A 16,458-nucleotide genomic window follows, 5' to 3' on the forward strand; every position below is an offset into this window, starting at 1 on the left:
TCAGCCCTCCCGGGCCGCGGCGACCACCGCGCGGCAGATCCGGGCCACATCGGCGTCGCCGCTGACGAAGGGCGGCATCGTGTAGATCAGGTCGCGGAACGGGCGCAGCCAGACGCCCTCCCGGACCGCGGCCCGGGTCGCGGCCCACACGTCGACCGGGTGGTCCAGCTGGACGACGCCGATCGCGCCCAGCACGCGTACGTCCCGGACCCCGGGGACCGCGGAGGCCGCCGCGAGGCCCTCGCGCAGGCCGGCCTCGATCCGCTTGACCTCGCCCGCCCAATCCTGGCCGAGCAGCAGGTCGATGGAGGCCAGCGCCACCGCCGTGGCCAGCGGGTTGCCCATGAAGGTCGGCCCGTGCGCGAGTACGGGGACCTCGCCCCGCGAGATCCCGTCGGCGACCCGCTCGGTGCACAACGTCGCCGCGAGGGTGAGGTAGCCGCCGGTCAGCGACTTGCCCAGGCACATGACATCCGGGGTGATCCCCGCGTGGTCCGCCGCGAAGAGCGCACCGGTGCGGCCGAAGCCGGTCGCGATCTCGTCCAGGATCAGCAGGACCCCGTACTCGTCGCACAGCTCGCGCAGCACCCGCAGGTAGCCGGGGTTGTGGAAGCGCATGCCGCCCGCGCCCTGCACCACCGGCTCCACGATGACCGCGGCCAGCTCGTCCGCGTGCGCGGCGATCAGGGAGCGCAGGTGGTCGGCGTACGCCGGGTCCACGGGCGTGTCGAAGCCGCCGGGCGGGGCGTCCGCGAAGACCTGCCGCGGCAGATGACCCTGCCACAGCTCGTGCATGCCGCCTTCGGGATCGCAGACGGCCATCGGCTGCCAGGTGTCCCCGTGGTAGCCGCCGCGCCAGGTCAGCAGCCGGGTCTTGCCCGATCGCCCCAGCGAACGCCAGTACTGCAGGCACATCTTGACCGCGACCTCGACGGACACCGAGCCCGAGTCGGAGAGGAAGACGTGCTCCAGCCCCGGCGGGGTGATCTCGACGAGTTTCGCGGCGAGCCGGACGGCGGGCTCGTGCGTGAGACCGCCGAACATCACGTGCGACATACGGCCGAGCTGTGAGGTGGCGGCCTCGTTGAGCACCGGGTGGTTGTAGCCGTGGATCGCCGACCACCAGGAGGACATGCCGTCCACCAGCTCGTCCTGCCCCTGGGCGGGGGCGGCGAGCCGCAGCCGGACCCCCGAGGCGGAGGAGACGACGAGGGTTTCCTGCCGCCCGGGCATCGGGCCGTACGGGTGCCAGACGTGCTGCCGGTCCAGGTCGAGGAGTTCGGCGGTGTCCGACATCCGGTCGAGCGGGTCGTGCAGGGGGAACGGATCACGCATTGGGGGCGATGTCCGTCCCCGCGCCCCGTCGGCGCACCGCCACCAGGTCCGAGCGGACCTCGCCCGCGTCCGCCTGGGCGGGTACGGGCTCGTGCCCGGAGCAGCCGCCGCAGGCCGAGCCGCAGCCCGCCCCGGCGGAGGCCGAGGCGCTGTCGGAGGCACAGGCCGAGGCCGAGGCGGAACCGCAGACCCCGCCCGCGTGCGCCGCGGCCGTCGCCTCGGACCGGTGCGCGGGAAGGGTGGACGTACCGGCACCCTCCACCTCGAAACCGGCGTCCGCGATCATGTCGAGGTCGGCCTGCCCGGCCTGGCCCTCACTGGTGAGGTAGTCGCCCAGGAAGATCGAGTTGGCCAGGTGCAGCGCCAGCGGCTGCATCGTGCGCAGGTGCACCTCGCGGCCGCCCGCGATCCGGACCTCCACGTCGGGGCAGACGAAGCGGACCATCGCCAGGATCCGCAGCGCGCGCTGCGGGGTGAGGTTCCACTCCTTCGCGAGCGGGGTGCCCTCGAAGGGGATCAGGAAGTTGACCGGCACCGAGTCGGCGTCGAGCTCGCGCAGCGCGTAGACGACGTCGACCAGGTCCTCGTCGCTCTCGCCCATGCCCGCGATCAGGCCCGAGCAGGCCGACAGGCCCGCGGCGTGCGCCTTCTGCACGGTGTCGACACGGTCGGCGTACGTGTGGGTCTTGGTGATCTCCCCGTACGTCGCCTCGGAGGTGTTGAGGTTGTGGTTGTACGCGTCCGCGCCCGCGTCGCGCAGCCGCTCCGCCTGGCCGTCCGAGAGCAGGCCGAGGCACGCGCAGACCTCGATGCCCTCGTTCCCCTCCTTGATGGCCTCGATGGTCTTGCCGACCCGGTCCACGTCCCGGTCCGTCGGTCCGCGCCCGCTCGCCACCAGGCAGACCCGCTTGGCGCCGCCCGCGACCCCGGCCGCGGCGGCCTTCGAGGCATCCTCCGGTTTCAGCCACGTGTACTTGAGGATCTCCGCCTTCGACCCCAGACGCTGGGAACAGTAGGAGCAGTCCTCCGGGCAGAGCCCCGACTTCAGGTTGACCAGGTAGTTCAGCTTGACCCGACGTCCGAACCACTGGCGGCGCACCTTGCCGGCAGCGGCCACAACATCGAGCAGTTCGTCGTCAGAGGTCGCCAGTACGGCGAGCGCCTCTTCGCGGGTCGGCAGCTCACGCCGCAGCCCCTTGTCCACCAGGGTGTTCAGCAGGTCCATGGTGCCGATCCTGGACCACACGACCACTCCCGGCCAAGGAGGGATCGGACAACATGGCCGGAATGGAGTGTGTGTATCACCACACCTGACACAGAGGTCACGACCATTAGGGTCGTTCGCAGGTCTGTGGACAGCCGACAAAACGCGAGGACCCCGCCGATGCCCCAGCACACTCCCGACGCCGTGGACGTCTTCGCCTGGATCGACGAGGCCGAGCGGGCCCGCGAGCGGGCGGGACTCGTCCGGACACTGCGCCCCCGGGCGGCTTCCTCACCGCTGCTGGACCTCGCGAGCAACGACTACCTCGGCCTGTCCCGCCATCCCGAGACCGTCACGGGGGCACGGGAGGCCGCCGAGCTCTGGGGCGCGGGCGCCACCGGATCGCGCCTCGTCACCGGTACGACCGAGCTCCACGCCGAGCTGGAGCGGGAGCTCGCCGACTTCTGCGGTTTCGAGGCCGCGTTGGTGCTGTCCTCGGGTTACGCCGCCAACCTCGCCGCCGTCACCGCGCTCAGCGACCGGGGCACCCTGGTCGTCTCCGACGCCGGGAACCACGCCTCGATCGTCGACGGCTGCCGGCTCTCGCGCGCCGAGACCGCCGTCATCCCGCACGCCGACCCGGACGGAGCGCGCAAGACGCTCGCGGCGCACGACGGCCGGGCCCTGCTCGTCAGCGACTCGGTGTTTTCCGTGGACGGGGACGCCGCGCCGCTCGCCGGCTATGCCGCCGCCGCCCGGGACGAGGGCGCGGCCCTGCTCGTGGACGACGCGCACGGGCTGGGCGTACTGGGCGAGGGCGGACGCGGCGCGCTGCACGCGGCCGGGCTCGCGGGCGGACCCGGCGTGGTCGCCACGCTGACGCTCTCGAAGTCACTGGGCAGCCAGGGCGGCGCCGTGCTTGGGCCGGCCAAGGTGATCCGGCACCTGGTCAACACGGCCCGGACCTTCATCTTCGACACCGGGCTCGCCCCGGCCGCCGCCGGCGCGGCGCTGGCGAGCCTGCGCCTGCTCCGGCGGGAACCGGAACGGGCCGGACTGGCCCGCGAGGTGGCCGCCCAGCTGTACGGACGGCTCACCGCGTCCGGCCTGACCGCGGCCCGGCCGGACGCGGCCGTGGTGTCGGTACGGGCCCCGTCGGCTTCGGCGGCACTGCGCTGGGCCGCCGACTGCCGCGAGGCAGGTCTGTCCGTGGGGTGCTTCCGGCCGCCGTCGGTGCCGGACGGTATTTCCCGGCTGCGACTGACCGCTCGGGCCGATCTCACGGGGGACGAGATCAACCGGGCCGTGGAGACGATCCTGCGGACCGCTCCGGCCGGAGCCACGGACTAGCGGGGGACCGGCGGAGTTACGGGAGCCGGCGGTCCGCCCGGACACAGGCGAGGAAGCCGTCCCAGGCCGGCCCCGTGAAGAGCACGGCCGGGCCGTCCGTCCGCTTGGAGTCGCGGACGGCCAGCAGGCCGCCGCGGAGGGCGGCCGCTTCCACGCAGTTGTTCATTCCGGTGCTGCGGCTGCTGCGCCGCCACCGCGCGCTGATCAGAAGTCCGCCGGTGGATAAGGGGGTTGCGGACACGGGGGTGCCTCCTTACGTGTCGTCAGCGAGTGAGCTGATGAGATCCGACGAGTCACGGGGCGGGAGGGCGTGGGCCTGGATGGCGCGGAACGCGGCACCGTATGCCTCGAGATCTTCCTTCCGCTCCAGATAGAGGCTACTCGTCAAATGGTCGAGTACCACCACATCCAGATCGGCGATGTCCGGAAATGAAAAAATAACGAACGGTCCTGTCAGGCCGAGATGGCCTCCCACGCTGAACGGCAGTACCTGCAAGCACACTTGGGGCAGCTGCGCCACCGCCGCCAGGTGCCGCAACTGCTCGGCCATCACCCCGGGGCCGCCGATCTGCCGGCGCAGCACCGCCTCGTCCAGTACGGCGCTCAGGTTCAGCGGCGGATCCGCCCGCAGGACGGACTGGCGGGCCAGCCGTACCTCGACCAGCGCGTCCACCTTCGGCTCCGGTAGCCCGCCCAGCGCGGCCCGGGTCACGGCCCGCGCGTAGTCGGGAGTCTGCAACAGGCCGGGCACCACCGACAGTTCCACCGTGCGGGCCGACCGGGCGCCCGCCTCCAGGCTGATGAAGTCCCGGTACTCCTGCGGCAGCAGCCCCCGGTAGTCGTGCCACCACTCGCGGCCCCGACCGGTGTCGTCGCCCGGCCCGGGGCCGGCCGCGGAGGCTGACAGGGCCTCCAGCAGGGCACGCTGCTGGGCGCTCACCACATCCCCGTAGGCGTCGAGGAGCGACCGGATGTCCTCCGGTTTGACCCCGCTGCGCCCGGTCTCGATACGGCTGATTTTCGACTGGTGCCATCCGACGATCCGGGCCGCCTCACCGCTGGTGAGTCCGGACCGGTCGCGCAGCGCGCGCAATTCCTCGCCGAGCTTGCGCCGACGTACCGCGGGACCGTGCTGCATACCCGCTCTCCTTCCACCGGCACAGCTCGCACCAGTTTGCCGTCCAAATACGCTCTTCCGTAGCAGAGTTCACCGCATTGGGCGACAGATATATGCATATCTTGGAGTAACGGCAACAACAGCGGGACGATGGGTGGCACTCTGGCGCTCAGCACAGATCCGGGGCGACTGCGCCCCGGTGGGAAAGGGACGTCGCCATGGCAGATCAGCTGGAAGCCACCCTCACTCTGCCGAGCGATCCCGCCTCGGTCGCTGTTGCCCGCCGCCACGTCGCGGGGGTGCTGAGCGAATGGGGACTGCCCGAGGACGCCGAGACCGCCGACACCGTTCGGCTGATCGTCTCGGAACTCGCGACCAATTCCGTGCAGCACACGTTCGGCCAGTCACCCACCTTTACCGTCGAAGTGCGGCTGGAGCGCGAGGAATGGCTCCGCGTCGGGGTGACCGACAGTCACCCCCGCTGGCCCCGGCGGCTGCCGGCCGCCGTCCAGCAGGACAACGGCCGCGGGATGGTCATCATCCGCTGGCTCGCGGCCGAGGCGGGCGGGCGGCTCTCCGTCTGTCCCACGGAGGACGGCGGCAAGACGGTGTGGATCGCCCTCCCCTGGCCCGTCGGCGCCCCGTCTGTCCCGGCCGCCCCGTCTGCCCCGGAGTCCGTATACGGAACCGGGTCCCGGGGTCACCGGAGCTGAACCGGGAACCTCCCGGAAACGTGGGTTAACTCAGTGGAAAAGCGCGGCCCTTAATGTGACGGCCACGGTTCTTCGCAAATGATCACCCACGAGCCGCAAAGCGGCGGTGGTCCCGGGAAACTTGGTGATTCGAGTGCAACTGACACCGCACGAGCAGGAGAGACTGCTCATCCACGTGGCCGCCGACGTGGCCGAGAGGCGAAGGGCGCGCGGGGTCCGCCTCAACCACCCCGAGTCGATCGCCCTGATCACCTCGCACATCCTCGAAGGCGCCCGCGACGGCCGGACCGTGGCCGAGCTGATGGCCTCCGGCCGTACCGTGCTCGGCCGCGAGGAGGTCATGGAGGGAATCCCCGAGATGATCCACGACGTCCAGGTCGAGGCGACCTTCCCGGACGGCACGAAGCTCGTCACCGTCCACGACCCGATCGTCTGAAGAGGAGCACCCTCATGATCCCCGGCGAAATCCGCTACGGGGACGGCCCGGTGCGCCTCAACGAGGGCCGTCCCGTCACCCGGATCACCGTGCTCAACGCCGCCGACCGGCCCGTCCAGGTCGGATCCCACTACCACTTCGCCGAGGCCAACCCCGGCCTCGACTTCGACCGCCGGGCCGCCCGCGGGCTCCGGCTCAACATCGCCGCCGGAACCGCGGTCCGCTTCGAGCCGGGCATTCCGGTCGCGGTGGAGCTCGTACCCCTGGGCGGGCTGCGCTCCGTGCCCGGGCTGCGCGGCGAGACCGGAGGGCCGCTCGATGACTGAGATCTCCCGCCAGGTGTACGCCGACCTCTTCGGGCCGACGGCCGGCGACCGGATCCGGCTGGCCGACACCGACCTCTTCGTCGAGATCGAGCGGGACCTCAGCGGCGGACCCGGACGGGCCGGCGACGAGGCCGTCTTCGGCGGCGGCAAGGTCATCCGCGAGTCCATGGGCCAGGCCCGTACCACCCGCGCCGAGGGCGCCCCCGACACCGTGATCACCGGGGTCGTGATCCTCGACCACTGGGGCATCGTCAAGGCCGACCTCGGCATCCGCGACGGCCGGATCTGCGGCATCGGCAAGGCCGGCAACCCCGACACCATGGACGGGGTGGACCCGGCCCTGGTCATCGGCCCCGAGACCGAGATCATCGCGGGCAACGGGAAGATCGTCACCGCCGGCGCCATCGACGCCCACGTGCACTTCATCTCCCCGACCGTCATCGAGGAGGCCCTCGCCTCCGGCATCACCACCCTCGTCGGCGGCGGCACCGGTCCCGCCGAGGGCACCAAGGCCACCACCGTCACGCCCGGGCCCTGGCACCTGGCCAGGATGTTCGCCGCGCTGGAGGCCTACCCCGTCAACATCGGCCTGCTCGGCAAGGGCAACACCATGTCCCGCGAGGGCATGCACTCCCAACTGCGCGGCGGCGCCCTCGGATTCAAGATCCACGAGGACTGGGGCTCCACCCCCGCCGTCATCGACGCCTGCCTGAGCGTCTGCGAGGAGACCGGCGCCCAGGTCGCCATCCACACCGACACGCTCAACGAGGCCGGCTTCGTCGCCGACACCCTCGCGGCCATCGCCGGGCGGACCATCCACTCGTACCACACCGAGGGAGCGGGGGGCGGGCACGCGCCCGACATCATCACCGTGGTGTCCGAGCCCAACATCCTGCCCAGCTCCACCAACCCGACGCGGCCGCACACCGTCAACACCGTCGAGGAACACCTCGACATGCTGATGGTCTGCCACCACCTCAACCCGGCAGTCCCCGAGGACCTCGCCTTCGCCGAGTCCCGGATCCGGCCTTCGACCATCGCCGCCGAGGACGTCCTGCACGACCTCGGCGCCATCTCCATCATCTCCTCCGACTCCCAGGCCATGGGCCGCGTCGGCGAGGTGATCCTGCGCACCTGGCAGACCGCCCACGTGATGAAGAAGCGGCGCGGCTTCCTGCCCGGCGACGGCCCCGCCGACAACCAGCGGGCCCGGAGGTACGTCGCCAAGTACACGATCAACCCCGCCGTGGCTCAGGGGCTCGCCCGCGAGATCGGCTCGGTCGAGACCGGCAAGCTCGCCGACCTGGTGCTGTGGAACCCCGCCTTCTTCGGGGTCAAGCCCGAGCTGATCATCAAGGGCGGCCAGATCGCCTACGCGCAGATGGGCGACGCCAACGCCTCCATCCCGACCCCGCAGCCCGTGCTGCCCCGGCCGATGTTCGGCGGGCACGGGCGGGCACCCGGGCTGAACTCGGTCAACTTCACGGCGCAGGCCGCGCTCGACGACGGGCTCCCCGAGCGGCTCGGACTCGGCAAGGAGTTCGTGGCCATCGAGAGCACCCGCAAGGTGGGCAAGGCGGACATGCGCAACAACGATGCCATGCCGAGGGTCGAGGTCGACGCCGACACCTTCACCGTCTCCATCGACGGCGAGGCCGTGGAGCCCGCGCCCGCCGCGGAACTGCCCATGGCACAGAGATACTTCCTGTTTTGAGAAGGGGTCTCTCGCGATGAGCCTCGCCGCTCTGCTCGTCCTCGCCGACGGCCGCTTCCCCGCCGGAGGGCACGCCCACTCCGGCGGGGCCGAGGCCGCCTGCAAGGCGGGCCGCATCCACGACGCCGCCACCCTGGCGGAGTTCTGCCGAGGCCGCCTGCACACCGCCGGGCTCACCGCCGCCGGACTCGCGGCGGCCGCCGCACTCGGGCTCGACCCGGCGGAGCTCGACGCCGCCGCCGACGCCCGCACCCCGTCGCCCGCCCTGCGCACGGCGGGGCGCAGGCTGGGCCGGCAGCTGCTGCGGGCCGCCCGGGCCACCTGGCCCGCCGCCGAACTCGACGCGCTGGCCGCCGCCTTCCCGCGCGGGGCGCACCAGCCCGTGGTACTCGGCCTCACGGCCCGCGCCGCCGGGCTCGGGCCGCTCGACGCCGCGCACGTGGCCGCGTACGAGAGCGTCAGCGGGCCCGCGACCGCGACCGTGCGGCTGCTGGGCCTCGACCCCTTCGAGGCGAGCGGGGTACTGGCCCGGCTCGCCCCCGAACTCGACGCCGTCGCCGCCCAGGCGGAGGCGGCCGCGCTGCGCGCCCGGACGGAGGGACCGGGCGCCCTGCCCGCCGCCTCCTCACCCCTGCTGGAGATCGCGGCGGAGATCCATGCCGACTGGCCGGTACGCCTGTTCGCCTCCTGAACCACCCCCCGAAGGAGACCCCCCATGCACCTCGACCACGGCGTGACCTACCCGCAGCGCCACACCCACGGCGCGGACCCCGTCCGGGCCGACGGCACCCGCCGCGCCCTGCGCATCGGACTCGGCGGACCGGTCGGTTCCGGCAAGACCGCGACCGTCGCCGCCCTCTGCCGGGCCCTGCGCGCCGAACTGTCCCTGGCCGTCGTCACCAACGACATCTACACCCGCGAGGACGCCGAGTTCCTGCTCCGCGAGGCCGTCCTGCCGCCCGAGCGGATCACCGCCGTCGAGACCGGGGCCTGCCCGCACACCGCCATCCGCGATGACATCTCCGCAAATCTGGAGGCCGTCGAGGAGCTGGAGGAGACCTTCCGGGAGCACGCCCCGCTCGACCTGATCCTCGTAGAGTCCGGCGGGGACAACCTCACCGCCACCTTCTCCCGCGGCCTGGTCGACGCCCAGATCTTCGTCATCGACGTGGCGGGCGGCGACGACATCCCGCGCAAGGGCGGCCCCGGCGTCACCACCGCCGACCTGCTCGTCGTCAACAAGACCGACCTGGCCCCCTACGTCGGCTCCGACCTCGGGCGGATGGCCCGCGACGCCGCCGAGCAGCGCGGCGAGCTGCCCGTCGCCTTCCAGTCGCTGCGCGGCCCGGAAGGCGTGGCCCCGGTGGCCGCGTGGGTGCGCGAGCGGTTCGCCGCCTGGGCCGTACGGTGACCAGCACGCCCCCCGTCACCACCGCCCCCGTCACCAGCGCGCCCGCCGTCACCACCGGACCCCCCGCCGCCCCCGCCCCGGCGGGCCTGCGGGCCACCGCCCGGATCCGCGCCACCGCCGACGGCCGGGGCGGCACGGCTCTGCCGCTCCTCGCCGGGGAGGGGCCGCTCGCGCTGCGCCGCACCCGGGGCGAGGGCGCCGAGGCCGCGGTCATGCTGGTCGGCGCGATGAGCGCCCCGCTCGGCGGGGACCACCTCACCGTCGAGGCCGTCGTCGGCCCGGGGGCCCGGCTGGCCCTCGCTTCGGCGGCGGCCACCCTGGCGCTGCCCGGCCGGGGCGGTGAGCCCGCGCGGTACGACGTACGGCTGACGCTGGCGGAGGACGCGGCCGTACGGTGGCTGCCGGAGCCGCTGGTCTCCGTACGGGGCAGCGACCTGCGGGTCCGCACCCGGGCCGACCTCGCCCCCGGCGCCCGGCTGCTGCTGCGCGAGGAGCAGGTGCTCGGCCGCGCCGGGGAGCCGGGGGGCCTGCTGCGCAGCCGGCTCACCGTCACCCGCGGCGGCCGCCCGCTGCTGGACCAGGAACTCGCCTGCGGCCCGGGCGCGCCCGGCGGCTGGGACGGCCCGGCGGGGCTCGCCGGCCACCGCTCGGTCGGCCAACTCCTCGTCGTGGACCCGGCTTTCGAGCAGACCCCGCCCGCCGCCGGGGTGCTGGGGGAGTTCGCCGCGGTCACCCCGCTGGCCGGCCCAGCCGTCCTGGTCACGGCCCTGGCCCCGGACGCGCTCCGGTTGCGGGAGCTGCTGGACGCGGCCCGTCGCACATATGGCTGGTGACGCGCCCTCACACTCCGGATGAATCGGACACCGCTCAGCGGTACACGCCTTTCCGGTTATCGGTTGGGCAAAGAAGAGGGCGCCGCTCTGTCGCCCGGGATCGGTCAGGCGCAAGGATCCCCCTGCACGCCCGACGACCGAATCGACCAACGGACCAACCGACTGAACACCGCCGCCCACGGCGGCACATGAGCAGGGGGAACAACCACGTGATACGCAACGCGGCGCTGGGGAGCGCCGCCACACTGATCACCGGCACGCTGGCGGCGAGTCTGCTGCTGGCCCCGTCCGCCTCGGCGGCGCCGGCCGGCCGTGACAACGGAGCGGCGGAGGCGATCGGCGTCCAGATCGCCGCCGCCCGCGCCGCCCGCACGGGGATCGACTGGAAGGACTGTCCTGCCGACTGGGGCTTCGCGAAGCCGATCCAGTGCGGCTGGGTGAAGGTCCCGCTGGACTACCGCAAGCCCTTCGGCAAGACGATCGACCTCGCGGTCGACCGCGCCGTCAGCACCGGTACCGAGGAGGAGCGCCAGGGCGCGCTCATCTACAACCCGGGCGGCCCCGGCGGCTCCGGCATGCGCTTCCCGCGCCGGATCACCACCAAGGCCCCGCTGTGGGTCAACACCTCCAAGGCGTACGACTTCGTGGGCTTCGACCCCCGCGGTGTCGGACACTCCGCCCCGATCTCCTGCATCGACCCGCAGGAGTTCGTCAAGGCCCCCAAGGCCGACCCGGTCCCGTCCAACGAGGCCGACAAGCTCGCCCAGCGCAAGCTCGCCGCCGAGTACGCGGACGGCTGCAAGGAGCGCAGCGGCGAGATGCTGCCGCACATGACCACGCCGAACACCGCGCGCGACCTCGACGTCATCCGGGCCGCCCTCGGCGAGCGGAAGCTGAACTTCCTCGGCGTCTCGTACGGCACCTACCTCGGCGGGGTCTACGCGACCCTCTTCCCGACCCACGTGCGCCGCATGATCGTCGACAGCGTGGTCGACCCGGACCGCGACAACATCTGGTACGAGGCCAACCTCGGCCAGGACGCCGCCTTCCAGATGCGCTGGAACGACTGGCAGGACTGGGTCGCCAAGAACGACGCGGTCTTCCACATCGGCGACACCCGCGCCAAGGTCGAGGCCAAGTACCAGGAACTGCGCGCCACGGCGAAGGCCGACCCGATCGGCGGGGTCGTCGGCCCGGCCGAGCTCATCGGCTTCTTCCAGGGCGCCCCGTACTACGACTCCTCCTGGGTGCCCGTCGCCCAGACCTGGAGCAAGTACCTCGCCGGTGACACCCAGGCGCTGGTCGACGCGATCGCCCCGGACATGTCCGACCTCAAGGGCAACGCGGCGACGGAGAACGGCAACGCCGTCTACACCGCGGTCGAGTGCGCCGACGCCAAGTGGCCCACCAGCTGGGCCAAGTGGGACCGGGACAACACCAAGCTGCACGAGCAGTACCCGTTCCTGACCTGGTCCAACGCGTGGCTGAACCTGCCCTGCGCGACCTGGAAGTCCAAGCAGAGCACCCCGATCGAGGTCGGCGCCAAGCGCGGTCTGCCGCCGGTGCTGATCGTCCAGTCCGAGCGGGACGCGGCCACGCCGTACGTGGGTGCCGTCTCGATGCACAACCGTCTCGTCGGCTCGCGCCTGATCACCGAGAAGAACGCGGGCTCGCACGGTGTGACCAGCCTGGTGAACCCCTGCATCAACACCCGGGTGGACACCTACCTGCTGACCGGCAAGGTCGACGCCGAGGACGTGACGTGCGAGTCGCACGCCACCCCGGTGCCGCCGGCCGCGGCCCCGGCCGCCGCGAAGTCGTTCGCGCAGGCCTCCGCCGCCGACCTCGCCACCCGTGAGGAGCTCCCGGCCGTCCGTTAGGGCCGGGCGGTGGCCGGCGCCACGTAACACGGGAGAAGGCTCAGCGCGTCTTGCGCCGGGCCTTCTTCCGTGCCTCCTCTTCCTCGGCCTTGACCTCGGTGGCGTACCGGTCGACGTACTCCTGTCCGGACAGTCCGAGGATCGCGTACATGATCTCGTCGGTGACGGCCCGCAGGACGGCCCGCTCGCCCTCCAGTCCGGCGTACCGGGAGAAGTCCAGCGGCTCCCCGAAGCGGATCGTCACCCGCCGGATCTTCGGGATCCGCTGCCCGGGCGGCTGGATCTCGAAGGTGCCGAGCATCGCGCAGGGGATGACCGGCACCCCGGCGCCCAGCGCCATCGCGGCCACGCCCACCTTCCCCTTGTAGAGCCGGCCGTCGTGCGAGCGGGTGCCCTCGGGGTAGATGCCCAGCAGTTCGCCCTTGGCCAGCACGCCCAGCCCCTCGCGGAGCGCGGCCTGCCCGGCGTCCTTCCCGGAGCGGTCCACCGGGATCTGCCCGGCGCTGCGGAAGAAGGCGGCAGTGAGCCGCCCCTTCAGCCCGGGGCCGGTGAAGTACTCGGCCTTCGCGAGGAAGGTGATGCGGCGCGTGAGGATCGCGGGCATGAGGAAGTGGTCCGAGAACGACAGGTGATTGCCCGCGACGATCGCGGCGCCCTCCGCCGGGATGTTCTCCAGGCCCTCGATCCGCGGCCGGAACAGCAGACGCAGCAGCGGACCGAGCAGTACGTGCTTGAGCAAGTGGTAGAACACCAGGCCGCTCCCGTCGATGCCCCGTTGTCACCGCCATCCTACGGACAGTCAGGCACGCGTCAGGAGGGTGCGGCGGCATCGGAACGACCGCCGTCGGGGCCGGGCGCGCGCGGGCGGGGCGGGTCAGGCCGGGGCATACGCGCGGGTCGGGCCCGGCACGGCGGGATTCAGATGTTGCCCGAGGCGGCCATCCCGATGGTCAGCAGCCCCAGTACCACCCAGCCGAACCACAGCCAGCCGTTGCTGCCGAGGGCCACGGAGTACGTGGCGACGGCCACCAGAGCGGCGAAGGTCGTGACGGCCATCGCCTTAACGGATCCGGTCATGCCCCATGGTGCCGCGCGAAGCCGGTCCTCCGCTACTGGCCACGCGCTTGGAGCGAGGCGAGATACGCGTTGTACGCCGCAAGCTCCTGGTCTCCGTCGCGGTCCGCGGCCCGGTCGGAGCGCTTCGCCGCCCGCTGCTCGGAGTGGTACCACTGGTAGACGAGCGCGATCAGCACCAGCACCGAGGGGATCTCGCTGAAGGCCCAGGCGATCCCGCCGCCCCACTGCTGGTCCAGCAGGGGGTCGATGCCGAGGGAGGCCGGCGGGTTCGCGTACGTCTTGATCATCGGCTCGCTCGCCATCATCAGCGCGATGCCGAAGAAGGCGTGGAAGGGCATGCCCGCGAAGAGTTCCAGCATCCGCATCACGTAGCCGGGGCGCTGCGGGCCCGGGTCCACGCCCATGATCGGCCAGAAGAAGATGACGCCGACGGCGAGGAAGTGCACCATCATCGCTACGTGCCCGGTGCGGCTCTCCATCAGGAAGTCGAACAGCGGGGTGAAGTACAGCGCGTAGAGGCTCGCGATGAACATCGGGATCGTGAAGGCCGGGTGGGTGATCACCTTCATGTACCGGCTGTGCAGCAGCATCAGGAGCAGCTCGCGCGGACCCTTGCGGCCGCGGGCGGCCGGCGGGAGCGCGCGCAGCGCCAGCGTCATCGGGGCCCCGAGAAGCAGCAGGATCGGGGTGACCATGCTGATCACCATGTGCTGGACCATGTGCACGCTGAACATGACCATGCCGTAATCGTTCAGTTTGGTGCACATCATCAGGATCACGCTCAGCACGCCGAGGGCGAAGGCGACGGTCCGGCCCAGCGGCCAGGAGTCCCCGCGCCGGCGCAGCCGCAGCACGCCCCAGCCGTAGAGGCCGAGGCCCACCAGGGAGCCGATCAGGAAGAAGGCGTCGAAGGAGAACTCCAGCCCACGCCCGAGAGTGAACGGCGGCAGGTCCATGTCCATGTGCATGTCCATGCCGTGCCCGCTGTGATCCATCTGTTCACTCCCTTGACCTGTGGTGCCCCACCACAGTAGTGCCGCCCCCGGGCGCTATCGCGTCCGGGGGCGGTGACAGAAGGGGGGAAAGATCACAGAACGGTCTCTGCCTCGTCGTAGCGCTCCGACGGGACGGTCTTGAGGGTCTCGACGGCCTCGGCCAGCGGCACCATCACGATGTCGGTGCCGCGCAGGGCGGTCAGCATCCCGAACTCGCCCCGGTGCGCTGCCTCCACCGCGTGCCAGCCGAAGCGGGTGGCGAGCACCCGGTCGTACGCGGTGGGCGTGCCGCCGCGCTGGACGTGGCCCAGGATCACGGGGCGGGCCTCCTTGCCGAGCCGGTCCTCCAGCTCGACGGCGAGCCGGTTGCCGATGCCGGCGAACCGCTCGTGCCCGTACATGTCCGTGCCGCGCTCCTCGACGGCCATCGAGCTGCCCTGGGCGGGCTTGGCGCCCTCGGAGACGACGACGATCGCGAACCGCTTGCCCGCGGAGAAGCGCTCGCCGACGATCGCCGTGAGCTCCTCGATGTCGAAGGGCCGCTCCGGTACGACGATCGCGTGCGCGCCGGCCGCCATGCCCGAGTGCAGGGCGATCCATCCGGTGTGGCGGCCCATGACCTCGACGACCATCACCCGCTGGTGCGACTCGGCGGTGGTCTTCAGCCGGTCGAGGGCCTCGGTGGCGACACCGACGGCCGTGTCGAAGCCGAAGGTGACGTCGGTGGAGGCGATGTCGTTGTCGATGGTCTTCGGGACGCCCACGATCGGCAGACCGGCCTGCGAGAGGAGGTTCGCGGCCTTCAGGGTGCCCTCGCCGCCGATCGGGATGATGGCGTCCAGGCCGAGGTCCGTGACGTGCCCGCGGGCCCGCTCCACGCCGTCGCGCAGATGCGCGGGCTGGACCCGCGAGGAGCCCAGGATCGTGCCGCCACGGGCCAGGATGCCGTTCACGGCGTCCAGGTCGAGCTTGCGGTAGTCGCACTCCAGGAGGCCTCGCCAGCCGTCGTGGAATCCGATGACCTCGTCGCCGTGGTCGACGACGGCGCGGTGCACGACGGAACGGATGACGGCATTGAGGCCGGGGCAGTCGCCGCCGGAAGTGAGCACACCAATGCGCATGGCAGGGAAAACCTTTGCAACGTGGGCCGACGACCGGACCACGTCGTCCGGTTGGAACTACCCGTCACCCTACAAGCGGATCCGCACCGGACTGAACCATCCTCCACATGCTGGTCAGATCCGTCGTGCGAACGCACGTCGGCCCGGACTTCCCCAAGGGAAATCCGGGCCGAAGCAGCGCCGAACGCGCGGTGGCGCAGGCGTTGTACGGGCGTTACGCCGGCTGCGTGGCGGCCGCGATGCGCTCGGCGCGCAGCGCGTCGTACCACCGGTCGTCGGCGGGCGGCAGCGCGTTCACGTCGAGGGCCAGCTTCAGCAGCAGGTCCGCGATCTGCGGGTTGCGGGCCATCACGGGGCCGTGCATGTACGTGCCGAAGACCGTCTCGTTGTACGCGCCCTCCGTGCCGTCGCCGGTGCCGTTGCCGCGGCCGAGCCGGGTGCGGGCGAACGGCCGCGCCGTCGGGCCGAGGTGGGTGACGCCCTGGTGGTTCTCGAAGCCCGTCAGCTGGGGCAGGCCGAGCCGCGGGTCGATGTCGGCGAGGACGTCGCCGACGCACCGCTCGCCCTCGCCGCGCACGGTCTCGACGTCCAGCAGGCCCAGGCCCTCCTGGCGCTGGCCGACGTCGTTGACGAACGCCTTGCCGAGGATCTGGTAACCGGCGCAGACGGAGAAGACGATCGCCCCGTTCGAGACGGCGCGCTCCAGACCGCCGTCACGCAGCAGCCGCTCGGCGGCCAGCCGCTGCGGCCGGTCCTCGCCGCCGCCGATCAGGTAGATGTCGCCCGAGGTGGGGATGGGCTGGTCACTGCGGACGTCCACGCGGTGGACGTCCAGGCCCCGCTGGCGGGCCCGGCGCTCCACGACGAGGGCGTTGCCCTGGTCACCGTACGTGCTCAGCAGGTCCGGGTAGACCCACACCAGACGCAGGCTGTTGTCGCTCATGCT

General features: G+C 72.0%; 18 protein-coding genes. 9 read left to right on the forward strand and 9 right to left on the reverse strand.

Annotated elements, in window-relative coordinates:
• A complete protein-coding gene (locus MTF65_RS00850) occupies positions 1-1,335 on the reverse strand; it encodes an adenosylmethionine--8-amino-7-oxononanoate transaminase (RefSeq protein WP_374207128.1) in 1,335 nt (444 codons plus the stop codon).
• Complete coding sequence (gene bioB, locus MTF65_RS00855) at positions 1,328-2,560, reverse strand: biotin synthase BioB (RefSeq protein WP_243626206.1); 1,233 nt, start codon at positions 2,558-2,560, stop codon at positions 1,328-1,330. Before bioB ends, MTF65_RS00850 begins: the two co-directional genes overlap by 8 nt.
• A 159-nt stretch (positions 2,561-2,719) precedes the next feature.
• On the opposite strand from bioB, the gene MTF65_RS00860 reads away from it, so the two are divergent.
• Positions 2,720-3,889, forward strand: coding sequence for an 8-amino-7-oxononanoate synthase (locus MTF65_RS00860; protein ID WP_243626208.1), 1,170 nt, complete (start codon positions 2,720-2,722; stop codon positions 3,887-3,889).
• Positions 3,890-3,905: 16 nt separating this feature from the next.
• Here the strand turns inward: MTF65_RS00860 and MTF65_RS00865 are convergent, their stop codons facing one another.
• Together MTF65_RS00865 and MTF65_RS00870 are read right to left on the reverse strand one after the other, a co-directional pair.
• Positions 3,906-4,130 carry a DUF397 domain-containing protein gene (locus MTF65_RS00865; protein ID WP_243626209.1) on the reverse strand — a complete coding sequence of 75 codons (225 nt, stop codon included), beginning with the start codon at positions 4,128-4,130 and terminating at the stop codon, positions 3,906-3,908.
• 12 nt (positions 4,131-4,142) lie between these two features.
• Positions 4,143-5,027 carry a helix-turn-helix transcriptional regulator gene (locus MTF65_RS00870; protein WP_243626210.1) on the reverse strand — a complete coding sequence of 295 codons (885 nt, stop codon included), beginning with the start codon at positions 5,025-5,027 and terminating at the stop codon, positions 4,143-4,145.
• 197 nt (positions 5,028-5,224) lie between these two features.
• Here MTF65_RS00870 and MTF65_RS00875 point away from each other — a divergent pair, with 197 nt between their 5' ends.
• The 8 genes from MTF65_RS00875 (at position 5,225) to MTF65_RS00910 (ending at position 12,319) form a co-directional block, all read left to right on the forward strand.
• Positions 5,225-5,719, forward strand: coding sequence for an ATP-binding protein (locus MTF65_RS00875; RefSeq protein ID WP_243626211.1), 495 nt, complete (start codon positions 5,225-5,227; stop codon positions 5,717-5,719).
• Positions 5,720-5,852: 133 nt separating this feature from the next.
• Entirely contained in the window at positions 5,853-6,155 is a 303-nt protein-coding gene (locus MTF65_RS00880; RefSeq protein ID WP_243626212.1) for an urease subunit gamma, read from the forward strand.
• Between the two features lie 14 nt (positions 6,156-6,169).
• Entirely contained in the window at positions 6,170-6,481 is a 312-nt protein-coding gene (locus tag MTF65_RS00885) for an urease subunit beta (RefSeq protein WP_243626213.1), read from the forward strand.
• Entirely contained in the window at positions 6,474-8,195 is a 1,722-nt protein-coding gene (locus MTF65_RS00890) for an urease subunit alpha (protein WP_243626214.1), read from the forward strand. Before MTF65_RS00885 ends, MTF65_RS00890 begins: the two co-directional genes overlap by 8 nt.
• Before the next feature lie 16 nt (positions 8,196-8,211).
• Positions 8,212-8,886 (forward strand): urease accessory protein UreF, encoded by a 675-nt coding sequence (locus MTF65_RS00895; protein ID WP_243626215.1) that lies wholly within the window; start codon positions 8,212-8,214, stop codon positions 8,884-8,886.
• A gap of 24 nt (positions 8,887-8,910) precedes the next feature.
• Complete coding sequence (gene ureG / locus MTF65_RS00900) at positions 8,911-9,606, forward strand: urease accessory protein UreG (protein WP_243626216.1); 696 nt, start codon at positions 8,911-8,913, stop codon at positions 9,604-9,606.
• 86 nt (positions 9,607-9,692) lie between these two features.
• The gene (locus MTF65_RS00905; RefSeq protein ID WP_243627250.1) at positions 9,693-10,439 is read left to right on the forward strand and encodes an urease accessory protein UreD; all 747 of its coding nucleotides are present in this window, start codon (positions 9,693-9,695) and stop codon (positions 10,437-10,439) included.
• A gap of 209 nt (positions 10,440-10,648) precedes the next feature.
• Positions 10,649-12,319 carry an alpha/beta hydrolase gene (locus MTF65_RS00910; protein WP_243626217.1) on the forward strand — a complete coding sequence of 557 codons (1,671 nt, stop codon included), beginning with the start codon at positions 10,649-10,651 and terminating at the stop codon, positions 12,317-12,319.
• A gap of 40 nt (positions 12,320-12,359) precedes the next feature.
• On the opposite strand, the gene MTF65_RS00915 is transcribed toward MTF65_RS00910, so the two are convergent.
• The 5 genes from MTF65_RS00915 to MTF65_RS00935 form a co-directional block, all read right to left on the reverse strand.
• On the reverse strand, positions 12,360-13,070 hold the full coding sequence (locus tag MTF65_RS00915) for a 1-acyl-sn-glycerol-3-phosphate acyltransferase (protein WP_243626218.1): 711 nt from the start codon (positions 13,068-13,070) through the stop codon (positions 12,360-12,362).
• Positions 13,071-13,237: 167 nt separating this feature from the next.
• On the reverse strand, positions 13,238-13,396 hold the full coding sequence (locus MTF65_RS00920) for a hypothetical protein (RefSeq protein ID WP_243626219.1): 159 nt from the start codon (positions 13,394-13,396) through the stop codon (positions 13,238-13,240).
• Between the two features lie 32 nt (positions 13,397-13,428).
• Complete coding sequence (locus tag MTF65_RS00925) at positions 13,429-14,391, reverse strand: cytochrome c oxidase assembly protein (protein WP_243626220.1); 963 nt, start codon at positions 14,389-14,391, stop codon at positions 13,429-13,431.
• 92 nt (positions 14,392-14,483) lie between these two features.
• Positions 14,484-15,512, reverse strand: a complete 1,029-nt coding sequence (locus tag MTF65_RS00930; protein WP_243626221.1) for a 6-phosphofructokinase — start codon at positions 15,510-15,512, stop codon at positions 14,484-14,486.
• A 214-nt stretch (positions 15,513-15,726) separates the two neighbouring features.
• Complete coding sequence (locus tag MTF65_RS00935; RefSeq protein WP_243626222.1) at positions 15,727-16,455, reverse strand: type 1 glutamine amidotransferase; 729 nt, start codon at positions 16,453-16,455, stop codon at positions 15,727-15,729.
• Positions 16,456-16,458 lie beyond the last annotated feature (3 nt).

Source organism: Streptomyces sp. APSN-46.1 (genome assembly GCF_022815725.1).
Classification (GTDB): Bacteria; Actinomycetota; Actinomycetes; order Streptomycetales; family Streptomycetaceae; genus Streptomyces.

Bases quoted from the DNA above. Each gene is read 5' to 3' on its own strand.
- MTF65_RS00850 (WP_374207128.1), bottom strand. From the start codon at position 1,335: ATGCGTGATCCGTTCCCCCTGCACGACCCGCTCGACCGGATGTCGGAC.
- bioB (WP_243626206.1), bottom strand. From the start codon at position 2,560: ATGGACCTGCTGAACACCCTGGTGGACAAGGGGCTGCGGCGTGAGCTG.
- MTF65_RS00860 (WP_243626208.1), top strand. From the start codon at position 2,720: ATGCCCCAGCACACTCCCGACGCCGTGGACGTCTTCGCCTGGATCGAC.
- MTF65_RS00870 (WP_243626210.1), bottom strand. From the start codon at position 5,027: ATGCAGCACGGTCCCGCGGTACGTCGGCGCAAGCTCGGCGAGGAATTG.
- MTF65_RS00875 (WP_243626211.1), top strand. From the start codon at position 5,225: ATGGCAGATCAGCTGGAAGCCACCCTCACTCTGCCGAGCGATCCCGCC.
- MTF65_RS00885 (WP_243626213.1), top strand. From the start codon at position 6,170: ATGATCCCCGGCGAAATCCGCTACGGGGACGGCCCGGTGCGCCTCAAC.
- MTF65_RS00890 (WP_243626214.1), top strand. From the start codon at position 6,474: ATGACTGAGATCTCCCGCCAGGTGTACGCCGACCTCTTCGGGCCGACG.
- MTF65_RS00895 (WP_243626215.1), top strand. From the start codon at position 8,212: ATGAGCCTCGCCGCTCTGCTCGTCCTCGCCGACGGCCGCTTCCCCGCC.
- ureG (WP_243626216.1), top strand. From the start codon at position 8,911: ATGCACCTCGACCACGGCGTGACCTACCCGCAGCGCCACACCCACGGC.
- MTF65_RS00920 (WP_243626219.1), bottom strand. From the start codon at position 13,396: ATGACCGGATCCGTTAAGGCGATGGCCGTCACGACCTTCGCCGCTCTG.
- MTF65_RS00925 (WP_243626220.1), bottom strand. From the start codon at position 14,391: ATGGATCACAGCGGGCACGGCATGGACATGCACATGGACATGGACCTG.
- MTF65_RS00930 (WP_243626221.1), bottom strand. From the start codon at position 15,512: ATGCGCATTGGTGTGCTCACTTCCGGCGGCGACTGCCCCGGCCTCAAT.
- MTF65_RS00935 (WP_243626222.1), bottom strand. From the start codon at position 16,455: ATGAGCGACAACAGCCTGCGTCTGGTGTGGGTCTACCCGGACCTGCTG.